The sequence below is a fragment of the Pseudomonas sp. MIACH genome (assembly GCF_001269925.1).
In the GTDB taxonomy this organism is placed as follows: domain Bacteria; phylum Pseudomonadota; class Gammaproteobacteria; order Pseudomonadales; family Pseudomonadaceae; genus Aquipseudomonas.
In genome coordinates this window covers 25,907-38,597 of record NZ_LHVO01000060.1, presented here as the reverse complement: position 1 = coordinate 38,597, position 12,691 = coordinate 25,907, and the positions used below count along the sequence as shown (strand labels likewise).

The window sequence follows — 12,691 nt, the reverse complement described above, 5'->3', positions numbered from 1 at the left end:
AATTGCAACTTGAAGAGTAATTTCAAGGCGTTCATTCATAATGGAAATGCCTGGATCGTGCTGCTTGGAAGCGAGCCGAGGGTGCTGGAGACAGGTCGCATCGCCCATCCAAACATAGGTAATTTGAATGAAAGCAGTCGTCTACGAAGCCTTTTCCAAGCCACCGCGCCTGATGAACGTGGCAGATCCGTCCCCGGAGCGTCATGGTGTGGTGATCCAGGTCCTTGGCACCGGGGTGTGCCGCAGCGACTGGCATGGCTGGAAAGGTCATGACCCCGACATTGAACTGCCGCATGTACCGGGTCATGAGCTGGCGGGCATCGTGGCCGAGGTGGGCAACGACGTCACGCGGTGGAAGGTCGGCGACCGTGTGACTGTGCCGTTCGTGGGCGGGTGTGGTGCCTGCGCAGAGTGCAACAGCGGCAATCAGCAGGTGTGCCACACGCAGTTCCAACCCGGCTTCACCCATTGGGGTTCTTTTGCCGAATACGTCGGCATCCATCAGGCCGACCTGAACTTGGTCGCGTTGCCTGAGAGCATGGACTTCGCTACCGCTGCCAGCCTGGGTTGTCGCTTCGCCACCTCGTTCCGTGCAGTCGTTGACCAAGGCAAAGTCAGCGCCGGTCAGTGGGTAGCGGTCCACGGCTGCGGAGGCGTAGGCCTGTCTGCCGTGATGATCGCCCAAGCCATCGGCGCGAACGTGATCGCCATCGATATTTCCCAGGAAAAACTCGAACTGGCACGCGCACTCGGCGCCGTCGCGACCATTAATGCCCATTGCGTCGCGGACGTCAGCGAAGCCGTGCTGGAAATCACTCAAGGCGGCGCCCACGTATCGCTGGACGCATTGGGCCACCCGACCACCTGTTTCAACTCCATCAACAACCTGCGCCGTCGCGGCAAACACATCCAGGTGGGGCTGATGCTCGCCGATCACGCCACGCCAGCGGTGCCCATGAGCAAGGTCATCGCGCACGAGCTTGAGATCTACGGTAGCCACGGGATGCAAGCGCATCGCTATGACGCCATGATCGAGATGATCACCTCAGGCAAGCTGACGCCTGAAAAACTCGTGGGTAAAACCATCAGCCTTGAGCAGTCCATCGACGCGTTGATGAATATGGACCGCTTCGAGACGGCAGGTGTGACCGTCATCACCGAGTTTTAACCCACGCCTCCATGAGTCGCGGCATGCAGCAGATTGCCCGGCTCGTCAGGCGCAGGTGGTGATGCAGTTGTGGAAGCGACTTAACGCTGGAGATCCGGCGTTGAAGTGAGCTGGGCAGCCGGCAACGCGACAGCGCTGCGCCGCTCATTCAAGGCGAACACAGTCATCGCCAGCGCCGCAATGGCACCGGGAATGGCAAAGGCCATGAAGTTCAATTGCAGGGGCAGTTCGATTGCCATCAGCGCACCGCCCAGCAGCGGGCCGACGATGGCGCCATTGCGACCGATGCCGGACGCCCAGCCCAGGCCCGTGGCACGCATGGAAAGGCCATAGAGTTGCGCCGCCCCCGCGTACAGCAGGATTTGCGTGCCGATGGTGGTAGCGCCCGCGATAAAGATCAGCAGGTACAGGACCGGCATCGGACTGTTGATGCCCAAGAGGCTGATCGATAGCACCGCAGCGATAAAAAAGCCGATCACCACCTTCACCAGGTTCAGCCGATCCCCCAACCAACCGCCGATGAGTGCGCCTGCCATCCCGCCCAGGTTCAGCGCAATCAGGAACGACAGGCTTGAGCCCAGGCTGTAGCCGGCGCCGGCCATCAGCTTGGGCAGCCACGAGCTCAAGGCATAGACCATCAGCAGGCAGCAGAAAAACGCCGTCCAGATCATCGCCGTGCGCACCGCCAAACCTTCGCGAAACAGCGCCATCACCGAGGCGCCCTGGCCTTTGCCGTCGGTGATGAGCAACTCGTCCCCCGCATTGATCGGGGTACCCGGCGACAAGCGATTAAGCAGCACCCGTGCCTGTTCCACGCGGCCCTGGCGGATCAGGAAAGCGATGGATTCAGGCAACCAGTACATAATCAGCGGCAACAGCAGCAGCGGGATCACCGCGACGAAAAACATCGACGACCAACCGAAGCTCGGCAGCATGAAAATCCCCACGCTGGCCGCCAGCATGCCCCCTAGGGAATAACCGCCGAACATGACCGCCATCAGGGTGCTACGCACTTTCTTCGGCGCATATTCGTTGATCAGGGCCGCAGCGTTGGGCATCAATCCGCCACAGCCGAGCCCGGCGATAAAGCGGCAGATGCCGAACTCGGTGGGGCTGCTGGCAAAGCCGTTGACCACGGTGGCAATGCTGAACAACACAAAACAGAACACGATGCCCTTCTTGCGGCCCCAACGGTCCGCCAGGGTGCCGAATACCAGCGCGCCGAACATCATGCCGAACAGCGCATAGCTGCCCAGGACGCCGGCTTCCATGGGTGTCAGCCCCCACTCGCGCATGATCGACGGCAGGACCACGCCGTAGATGAACAGGTCATAGCCGTCAAAGATCAACAGCAGCGCACACAGGCTCAGGACCAACCAGTGAAAACGATTGAACGGCGCATTATCAATAATCGAATGGACATCATGGGTACGCATGGCAGTGCTCTCTTTTTTGTTGTTGTGAGTCAATGTCTGCAGGTGGAGTGCGCGTGAGCCGAGGTCACGATGCTCGCCAGGGCGTGAACCTGGATGTGCTCACTTAAAAGCACGCTCAGGGTTGCGCCTCTGTCAGTTATCGGGCTCAGGCTGATGCCTGGGGTTGCGACCGTCCAATATGGATAAGGTCTGCATGAATACCCTGGAGGTATGCTGATACGACGCAGCGCGATACGCCGCGGCGGGCGGTTTGCCAGTGCCTTGGGCGGCGAAATGTCTTGATACGCGTTCGTCGATCCGCTGTTTTGTGAGCCGAACGTTCCCGCCACGGCAAGGCATCGCCACATAATAAAAATAGATGATCTTATAAATTCACAAGATAACAATTTATAATAATTAGCTTATTCCAAAAAAGACTTTCCCCAAGGTTTTTTATAGAGATATCTTCATTTCACAGACCGACCCCATGCCTGGCGGAGGACGTCCCCCGACCACCAGGAGCCTTCAGCAGGCTTACATGGACCCTTTCCGACATGCCAGACCTCACCTCCCCACTGCCCCTCAGAAAATTCCACCTGTCACTGCTGACCAGCTCACTGTTGCTGGCAGGCGCGCCCTCCTTCGCCGAGGCCGCCACCGAGGATGCCCAGCTTGGCACCGTCACCGTGATCTCCACCGGCCTGCGTGGCCAGCAGCGCACAGTGGCCGACAGCCCGGCGCCGATTGATGTGATCAACAGCGAGCAGTTGCTCAAGACCGGGCGTGCCGAGTTGTCCGAGGCGATTGCCAAGCTGCTGCCATCGTTCAACTTCGGCACCAATATCGCCGGCTACAACTCGGTGACCCGCCCGCTGAGCAACCGCAGCCTTGGTCCGGCCTACACCCTGGTGCTGGTCAACGGCAAACGCCGGCACAACGGCGCCACAGGTCAGCGCGGCTCGATCGACAACAGCGGCGCCAATGCGGTGGACATCGACCTGATTCCGGTCAGTTCGGTGGACCATATCGAGGTGCTCAAAGACAGCGCGGCGGCCCAGTACGGTTCTGACGCCGTGGCCGGGGTGATCAATATCATCCTCAAGACCGGCAACAGCGGCGGGCACCTGGAAACCAGTTATGGGCAGTTGTTTTCCGGCCAGGGGGAAACGATCAAGGTGGCCGGCGACCAGGGTTTCAAGCTCGGCGACGGCGGCTTTTTCCACCTCTCTGCAGACGCACGCAAACGCGGCGAAGCAGCGTGGAACGACAAGGCCGACAGCAGCGTGCGCGCCTTCAACGACCCCGCCAAGGAAGCGGCCTGGGACCGCGTGGCCATCAAGAACGGCGACCCGGACCTGAAGGCCTTCAACCTCGCCTACAACGCCGAACTGCCCCTGGAAGACCTGACGCTCTACTCGTTCTCCACCTACGGCGAGCGCGATGCCGAGGCCGCCAACTACTTCCGCCTGCCGACCGGCCGGGCCGCCGTGCCCGAGGTGTTCCCCGACGGTTACTACCCACTGAACAACATCAAGGACCGCGACTACCAACTGCTGTTCGGCGGCAAGGGCCAAGCGGCCGAGTGGAACTGGGACCTGAGCACCACCTACGGACGCAACAACGTCCACCATTCCAGCGACCTGAATATCAACCCGTCCCTGGGCACCGCCTCGCCGACCAAGTTCGACAACCTGGCGACCTTCCGCTTCGAGCAGTGGGTGAACAACCTGGACATCACCCGCCGTTACGACAGCCTGTTCAACCTGACCTCGCCGGTGCAGGTGTCGGCAGGCCTGGAGCATCGCTGGGAACATTTCAGCACCTTCGCCGGTGACCCCGAGGCCTATATCACCGGCACCTACCCGGCGGCATCGGGCGCACAGGCGGCGGTGACGATTCGCCCGGAGGATGAAGTCAGCTTGATCCGCAACAACTACGCCGGCTACCTGGACCTGGGCTTCGACCTGACCGAACGCTGGTTTCTCGACGTCGCCGGGCGCATCGAACATTACGATGACGACTCGGGCAACACCTTCGGCCTCAAAGTGAATTCGCGCTACGAATTGACCGACAGCGTGGCCGTGCGCGGCACCGTCGGCACCGGCTTCCGTGCACCGTCACTGACCCAGATCGGCTACACCGTGGCCGACAACCGGGTGGCCGTCGACGTGAACGGCAACGTGGTGCCTGCCGTGACCCGCCTGACCCCGTCGGGCAGCAACCTGGCCAAGGCCTTGGGCGGCGATGACCTCAAGCCGGAAAAGTCACGCAACCTCGGGCTGGGTTTGACCTGGCAGCCGGCACCGCGCACCAGCATCACCGCCGACGCTTACCTGATCGACATCGACGACCGCATCGCCCTGACCAGCAATATCTACGATCAGGGCAACGGCGTGATCAACGGCATCCTCACCGCCCAAGGCGTGCCCTCGGGGACCTGGGTCAACTACTACACCAACGCGTTCGATACCCGCACCCGTGGCCTGGACGTGGTCGCCGACCACACCACGCCGCTGGATGCCTGGGGCGATGTGCGCTGGAGCCTGGGCTTCAACTGGAACAAGACCACTATCGAAGGCACCCGGGACACCCCGAGTGCGCTGGCCAACTCCGGCGTCACCCTGGTGGGCCGCGACCGCGAAGGCGATCTCACGCAAGCCTCGCCCAAGACCAAATGGATCCTGGGCGCCAACTGGAAGGTCGAGGACCTCGCCGTGAACCTGCAGACCAGTCGCTATGGCGCGGTCAAGACCCTGGCGGTCAACCCCACCGGCGACCGCAGTTTCGGCGCGAAATGGATCACCGACCTGGACGTCAGCTACACCTTCGTCGACCAGATCACCGTCAGCATCGGCGGCACCAACATCTTCGACGTGCGCCCCGACCGGCACGCCGTCTACAGCAACCTGGGCCTGGCGCCCTACGGTAACCCGCCGTTCTACCCCGGCGGCGGCTACTGGTACACCAAGCTGGCCTACGACTTCTAAGCCAATCGCCATACGAGGGCATCCCATTGAACACCTCCAACTTGATGAGCCGTCTATTGGCCCCTTGCGTCCTGGCGTTAAGCCTGGCCGCCTGCTCGCCTGCGGGCAGTGACAGCCAGGCCGGCAAGACCCTGAACATCGCCTTCTTTGGCGACAACACCATCTTGGTCAGCGTTGACCCGTTCCAGGTCTATTGGCTCGAACACCGGGTGCTGCTGCGCAATATCGCCGAATCCCTCACCGACCAGGACCCGGAAACCGGCAAGATCATTCCCTGGCTGGCGAAAAGCTGGGAAGTCAGTGACGACGCGTTGACCTACACCTTCCACCTGCGCGACAACGTCACCTTCAGCAACGGCGAACGCTTCGATGCCAAGGCCGTGAAAACCGCGTTCGACAGCAATAAGGCGCTGGCTACCGAACTGCCGGCCACCTTCGGCGCGACGTACCTGGCGGGCTTTGATCACGCCGAAATGGTCGACGACTTCACCGTCAAGCTGGTGCTCGCCAAGCCCAATGCGGGCTTCCTGCAGGCGACCTCCACGACCAATCTGGCCATCCTCGCACCGGCCTCCTACGCGCTGAGCGTCAAGGAGCGTTCGCTCGGCAAGATCATCGGTACCGGCCCGTTCGTATTGGCCAGCTACACCCCGGAAGTCGGCGCGCACCTGACCAAGCGCAAGGGTTACGCCTGGGCGTCGGCGAATATGAAAAACCAGGGCGAAGCGCACCTGGATGCGGTGGACGTCACCTACATCCCCGAGGAAAGCGTGCGTAACGGCCTGTTCCTGCAAGGCAAGGCCGACATTCTGTGGCCACGCAACCCATTCTCGGAACTCGACCTGAAACTGTTCCAATCCAAGGGCGCGACTATCCAGAGCCGCTCGCTGCCAGGCCCCTCCCTGAACCTGTTTCCCAACACCCGTGGCGGTCGCGTATTGGCCGATAAACAGGTGCGTCTCGCCGTGCAGAAAGCCATCGACCGCAAGAGCTACGCGAGTACCGTCTACAACGACGAGTTCGCGGTGGTAGACGGCATCTTTGATGTGACCACGCCTTACTTCAAGAGCCAGGGCGCCAAGCTCGCCTACGACCCGGCGGGCGCCGAGCGCCTGTTGGACAATGCCGGCTGGGCCAAAGGGGCAGACGGCTACCGACAGAAGGACGGTAAGCGCCTGAGCCTGAACTACAACGTCATGCAGGCCGAGACCGCAGGCGACGTGCTGCTGCAGGACCAACTGCGCAAGGTCGGCATTGAAGTAAAACTCAGCGTGGTAACGCGTGCCGAATGGGTCGCCAACAACTCCGCCGGCAACTACGACCTGACGATCAGCTACATGACCCGCGCCGATCCGATCATCCTGCAAACCATCCTTGATCCACGTACCGCCAACAGCTCAACCGTAGCGACGAACATCTTTGAGCCACACGTGCTTGAGCGCGCCAAGGGCTTGTTTGACGCCGGCATCACCGCGACCCAAAGCGCTCAAAGGGCGGCAGCCTACGGCGACCTGCAAGACCTGCTGATCGACGAAGGCTCGGCGTTCCCGGTGTATGAGCGCGTGTGGCAGGCCGCGACGTCGCCCAAAGTGAAAAACTTCCGCTGGACCGCCGAAGGCTTTGCCCTGTTGGGTGACATTGAGGTCGGCACGCCATGAGCCGCTACCTGATCGGCCGGGTCGGCCAGGCGCTGCTGGTGCTATGGGGGGCCTATAGCATCACCTACTTCATTCTCTATCTGCTGCCGGGCGATACCTTGTCGATCATGCTCAGTGCGTCCGGCATGGAAGCCGACGCCCTGTCGGTGGAAGACCTGGCCAAGGCGCGCGCCTACTACGGGCTGGATAAAGGCCTGTTCGAGCAATATATCGACCTGCTCCTGGGTGCACTGCACGGTGATTTCGGGCAGTCACTGTCGCTCAATCGCCCGGTGGCCGAGTTACTCGCCGAACGCCTGCCCCAGACGCTGTCCCTGGCCGGCCTGGCGATTGTGCTGTCGCTGCTCGGCGGTATCGGCCTGGCTTACCTCACCGCGTACATCCGCTGGCAACCGTTGAAAAAAGCCCTGGCGCGCTTGCCGTCCCTGGGCTTTTCGGTGCCGGTGTTCTGGATGGGCTTGCTGCTGATCCAGGTGTTTGCATTTGGCCTGGGCTGGTTTCCCGCCACCGGCAGCAAGGGCTTCGAAAGTCTGGTGCTGCCGGCAGTCACCCTGGCGATTCCGAGCGCCGCGGTGTACGCCCAGGTGCTGCAACGCAGCTTCCAGGGCGTGTGGAAGGAGTCCTATATCGTCACCGCCTACGCCAAGGGCCTGAGCCGGGGCCAGGTGCAAGCCCGCCACGCCTTCAGGAACGCGGCGCTGCCGATCCTCACCCTGATCGGCCTGCAGGTGGGTAACACCGTGTCGGGTGCGGTGCTGGTGGAAACCATCTTCGCCCGCTCCGGCATCGGCCGCCTGGCCCAGGAGGCGGTGTTGCGCCAGGACATTCCGGTGGTGCTGGCCATCGTCGCAGTTTCGGCGGCGGCATTTGTCCTGGTGAACCTGCTGGTGGACCTGTTGTATCCGTGGCTCGACCCGCGCATCTCCCACACGCCCAAGGTGTCCTAGACCATGACGACGCTTACCCGGAAACTGATCCGCAGCGAAACACTCTGGCGCTGCCGCAGCCCCTGGCAACGCGCGACGGCGACACTCTTGCCATTGCTGCGCCGGCCAGGGTTCAGCCTGGCGGTGCTGGTGGTGCTGTTCTCGCTGGTCGCCGCCGTGACGCCGCAGTTGCTGAGCAGCTTCGACCCTTACGCCACCGCGCCCGCCGCCAAACTCAGCGCCCCCAACCTGACCCACTGGTTCGGCACCGATGAGCTGGGCCGCGACCTGTTCACCCGCGTGGTGTACGGCGCCAGCCTGTCAGTGCTGGCCGCCTCCCTGGCCGTCGGCATCGCACTGGTGGGCGGGCTGGGGCTGGGCATTTTGTCCGGGTTTGCCGGTGGCCGTATCGATGCGGTGATCATGCGCTTTGTCGATGTGCTGCTCGCCCTGCCCGGCCTGCTGCTGGCCCTGGCGATTGTCACGGCCATCGGCTTCGGTACGGTGCCCGTGGCGATTGCCGTGGGCATGGGCATCATTCCGGGCTTTGCCCGCACCACCCGCGCCGAAGTGCTACGGGTGAAAACCCTGCCCTATGTCGAAGCCGCTCGCCTGGGCGGTGCCAGTTGGGGCCGCACCTTGTTGCGGCACATTCTGCCCAACGCCTGGGGCCCGGTGGCGGTGTTGGCCACCCTGGATTTCGGCGCGGCGATCCTTGCCACCGCCGGCCTGAGTTTTCTCGGTTTCGGCGCAGCACCACCGGCGGCGGAATGGGGCACGTTGATTGCCAACGGCCGGCACTTTCTGATCACTGCGCCGTGGGTCTCGTTATTGCCTGGCCTGTTCCTGGTCGCCGTGGTGTTCAGCCTTAACCATATTGCCCGCACGTTCGAGGAGATCCAGCGATGAGCGCCCTGCCCCCATTAGTCGATGTTCGCCACCTCAGTGTCAGCTATGGACACGGCCATACGGCGGTCAATCGCCTGTCACTGACCCTCGCCCAAGGCGAGACGCTGGCGATTGTCGGTGAATCCGGCTCCGGCAAGACAACCCTGGCCAACGCCATTCTCGGCCTGCTGCCCGTTAACGCGCAGATCAGCGCCGGCGAGCTGTGGGTCGACGGCACCGACCTGACCCACGCCAGCGAACGCCAGAAACGCACCTTGCGTGGCCGCACCATCGGCCTGGTGCCCCAAGACCCGATGGTCAGCCTCAATCCGACCCTGCGCATCGGCCAGCAAATCGCCGAGGCGCTGGTACTCGCCAAGGGCAAACGCTACCCGGCTGTCGACGCCGACATTGTCGAGCTGCTGCAACAGGTGGGCATCGACAAGCCGGTACTGCGCGCACGCCAGTATCCCCATGAGCTTTCCGGCGGCATGCGCCAGCGCGTGCTGATCGCCATCGCCCTGGCTGGCAACCCGCGCCTGATCATCGCCGACGAGCCCACCAGCGCCCTCGATGTGACGGTGCAGCGCAAGATCCTCGACCACTTGCAGCGTTTGGTCAGTGAGCGTGGCATTTCCCTGCTGATCATCACCCATGACCTGGGCGTAGCCCTCGACCGTGCCGACCGCGTCCTGGTGATGCAACAGGGCGAAGTGGTCGAACAAGGACCGCCACGGCAGATCCTCGCGCGCCCCAGCCACGATTACACCCGCGCGCTGATTGCCGCCGCTCCCGCCTTCGCCAAGCGGCGTGAGCCATTGATCAACCTCGACATCGGGCACCAGCCGATCCTGCGCCTGCACAACGTCGGCAAGACCTTTGCCCTGCCCAAGGTCAAGGGCGAAGCTTCTACGTTCGTGGCCTTGGAAGATCTGAGCCTGGAGGTGTACCCCGGCCAGACCCTGGCCATCGTCGGCGAATCCGGCTCGGGCAAGAGCACGGCGCTGCGCATCGCCCTGGGCCTGGACAAACCCAGCCAGGGACGGGTCTGGTTCGAACAACAGGACGTCACCGACCTCAGTTGGCGCGACTTCCGCCCACTGCGCCAACGCCTGCAACTGGTGCAACAAAACCCCTTCGCAGCGCTGGACCCGCGCTTCACGGTATTCGACAGCATTGTGGAGCCGCTGGTCTCGTTCGGCTTGCTCAAGGGCGCCGCCCTGGAGCAGGCAGCGCGGGAGTTGATCGGCCGCGTGCACCTGCCGGTGAGCTTTCTGGATCGTCTGCCCCGTGAACTGTCGGGTGGGCAGTGCCAACGGGTCGCCATCGCCAGGGCCTTGGCGTTGAAACCCGACCTGCTGTTGCTGGATGAACCGGTCAGCGCCCTGGATGTGTCGGTGCAGGCGCGTATTCTCGACTTGCTGCAAGAGCTGCAACGGGAGATGGGCATCGCCTACGTGCTGGTGTCCCACGACTTGTCAGTGGTGGCCAACTTCGCCCATGAGGTGCTGGTGCTGCGCAATGGCCGCGTGGTTGAGCAAGGCTCGGTGGCGCAGATCTTCAACCAGCCGGCCAGCGACTACACCCGCGAACTGATTGCCGCCATCCCTGGCCGGCAACTTACGGCAAGCGCCGCCTGAGATTTACTGCGCCGAGCAGTCCCGCGCCACGATGCCCTTCTCCTGGGCATACGCGGCGGACTTGGCTTCGATCAATGGGCGCAACGTGGCGCGGTCGGCTTGCAGCCAGTCGGTCACCAGCACCCACTTTTGCCCATCCCACTGCTGCACCCGGGCGGCCCCGCCGCCTTCATGGTCGGCGCAGGACAATGTCAACGGCGCCAACAGCCCTTCGAAGCCCATGGCCTTGAGGCGTGCAGCGTCGATATTCAGGTGTTCGAACGCCCAGCGGGTTTCCTCGCCGTTCAGCGCGCGGTTGCCGAATTTGGCCTGGCCGGTGCGCAGCGCTTCGACAGCAATCGCGGCGTTGATCAGGCCGATGTTGTAGTAGACCTTGCCGAAGTAGCTGGGGTCCTTGAGGTTGCTCTTGCCGGGATCGAGGATGAACTGCTTGAGCTTTTTATGGATCTCGAAGCTGTCGCCACCGGGGAACGGCGCCAGCGCCTGGTAGCCCTTGGCGGCGGTGCCGGCGGGTATCACGTCGGCTTCGGAGCCGGCCCACACATCCCCGATCAGGCGGTCCACGGGGATGCCAAAACGCACGGCGGTCTTGATGCCGACCGGGGTGGACACGCCCCACGTGCGCAGGAACACCCAGTCCGGGTTGATCTGGCGTACCTGGCGCCATTGGGTCGACTGCTCGTTGCCGGGATCGGCCACGGGGATCTGGATGTTCTCGAAGCCGTACTTTTGCGCGAGCAACTGCATGGCCGCCTGGGTTTCGCGGCCGTAGGCGGAGTCGTGGTAGACGGTGACGATCTTCTTGCCCTTGAGCTTGTCCAGGCCGCCTTCGCGCTGGGCGATGTAGTTGATGCCCACCGACGCCTGGCCGTAGTAGTTGAGCAACAGCGGGAACGCGTAAGGGAACACGCGGCCATCGGTGGATTCGGTACGCCCACCGGCGCCATCGATCAGCGGGATGTGGTCAACGGCGGCACGGTCCATCAGCGCGTAGGAAGCCGGGGTGCTGTGGGTGAAGAAGAACCCGGTGGGCGCGCCGTCCAGGCCGCCTTTGTAGCGCTCGTAGCATTCAATGATGCGGTCGGTCTTCCACTCCGTCTCGCATTCCTGCCAGACCAGCTTGACGCCGTTCACGCCGCCTTCGACCTCGTTGATGTAGCGAAAGTAATCAATCTCCCCCGCCCACCACGGAATGCCGCTGGAAGCGTAGGCGCCGACCCGGTAGGTGGCAAGCGGGATGAACTGTTGATCGTTGGCGGCCTGGGCAACAGGCCCGCCGAAGACGCCGAGTGCCAGCAGGCTGGCGATGACTGTGCGTTGCAAGACGTTGTGCATGGGTGTGGTTTCTTATGAAAGGTGAGGTTTCCCTCCCGTTGTCGGGTCAGCGCCAATCGGGTCACAACACAATTCATGCCAAGCCTATAAGCCCCTCACTTCGAGGGTTGGCGCTGTACCAGTGACCCTTCACCGCCAGGAGAATCGAACACTTTATTGAACCGCTGTTGCGCCACCAACACCGCGCTCGGTCGCCCGGCCTGCGGCAAAATAGCGCGTTTTACTTCGTGCCAGAACTGCGGCTAAATACCCGCCCTTTTGCGTCGATTGCGTCGATGGCTATGTTCAAACGGATCAGCCCCTGGATCGCCTGCCTGGCCCTGTTGCTCAACATGCTGGCCATGCCGCTGAGCCGTGCCCTGCAAACGCCGGACATCGGCCTGATGCTGTGGGGTGGGTTCTGCACCGGCGGCGCCTCGCAAGCCCTGCCGCCAGGCTTTGCCAAGCTGATCGACCCGTCGCAGTCGGCCCCGGCACCCACCGCCATGAAGCACGGCGATTGCTGCTGTGGCCATGCCGGGCTGGCCGCCCTGCCCTCCAGCCACTACCGTCATCTGCTGCCGCGCTATACACCCGATATCGCCCTCGACAACCCGTTGCTACCGACGCTGCAACCCAAGGTGCGTTGGCCGAACCTGAACCCGCGCGCCTCTCCTATCGCCTGATCGCCCCAA

The 12,691-nt window shown here is 62.9% G+C and carries 9 protein-coding genes; 7 read left to right on the top strand and 2 right to left on the bottom strand.

Going from position 1 to position 12,691, the window contains the following annotated elements:
* The first annotated feature begins 127 nt into the window (after positions 1-127).
* Positions 128-1,168 carry a zinc-dependent alcohol dehydrogenase family protein gene (locus AD670_RS25630; protein WP_053138976.1) on the top strand — a complete coding sequence of 347 codons (1,041 nt, stop codon included), beginning with the start codon at positions 128-130 and terminating at the stop codon, positions 1,166-1,168.
* An 80-nt stretch (positions 1,169-1,248) separates the two neighbouring features.
* On the opposite strand, the gene AD670_RS25625 is transcribed toward AD670_RS25630, so the two are convergent.
* Positions 1,249-2,604: an aromatic acid/H+ symport family MFS transporter gene (locus tag AD670_RS25625; RefSeq protein ID WP_053138974.1), complete on the bottom strand. Its 1,356-nt coding sequence runs from the start codon at positions 2,602-2,604 to the stop codon at positions 1,249-1,251.
* A 533-nt stretch (positions 2,605-3,137) separates the two neighbouring features.
* Here AD670_RS25625 and AD670_RS25620 point away from each other — a divergent pair.
* From AD670_RS25620 to AD670_RS25600, 5 genes are read left to right on the top strand one after another with little or no spacing between them, the layout of a single operon-like run.
* Positions 3,138-5,570 (top strand): TonB-dependent siderophore receptor, encoded by a 2,433-nt coding sequence (locus AD670_RS25620; protein WP_082341048.1) that lies wholly within the window; start codon positions 3,138-3,140, stop codon positions 5,568-5,570.
* Positions 5,571-5,614: 44 nt separating this feature from the next.
* Positions 5,615-7,228, top strand: a complete 1,614-nt coding sequence (locus AD670_RS25615) for an ABC transporter substrate-binding protein (RefSeq protein WP_053139136.1) — start codon at positions 5,615-5,617, stop codon at positions 7,226-7,228.
* Entirely contained in the window at positions 7,225-8,175 is a 951-nt protein-coding gene (locus tag AD670_RS25610) for an ABC transporter permease (protein WP_053138972.1), read from the top strand. Before AD670_RS25615 ends, AD670_RS25610 begins: the two co-directional genes overlap by 4 nt.
* Positions 8,176-8,178: 3 nt before the next feature.
* Positions 8,179-9,063: an ABC transporter permease gene (locus AD670_RS25605; RefSeq protein WP_053138971.1), complete on the top strand. Its 885-nt coding sequence runs from the start codon at positions 8,179-8,181 to the stop codon at positions 9,061-9,063.
* On the top strand, positions 9,060-10,682 hold the full coding sequence (locus AD670_RS25600; protein WP_053138970.1) for an ABC transporter ATP-binding protein: 1,623 nt from the start codon (positions 9,060-9,062) through the stop codon (positions 10,680-10,682). The genes AD670_RS25605 and AD670_RS25600 overlap by 4 nt, the downstream gene beginning before the upstream one ends.
* Before the next feature lie 3 nt (positions 10,683-10,685).
* Here AD670_RS25600 and AD670_RS25595 read toward each other — a convergent pair whose 3' ends face one another.
* Entirely contained in the window at positions 10,686-12,017 is a 1,332-nt protein-coding gene (locus tag AD670_RS25595; RefSeq protein WP_053138969.1) for an ABC transporter substrate-binding protein, read from the bottom strand.
* Positions 12,018-12,292: 275 nt separating this feature from the next.
* On the opposite strand from AD670_RS25595, the gene AD670_RS25590 reads away from it, so the two are divergent.
* Complete coding sequence (locus tag AD670_RS25590) at positions 12,293-12,682, top strand: DUF2946 family protein (RefSeq protein ID WP_053138967.1); 390 nt, start codon at positions 12,293-12,295, stop codon at positions 12,680-12,682.
* Positions 12,683-12,691: the final 9 nt, after the last annotated feature.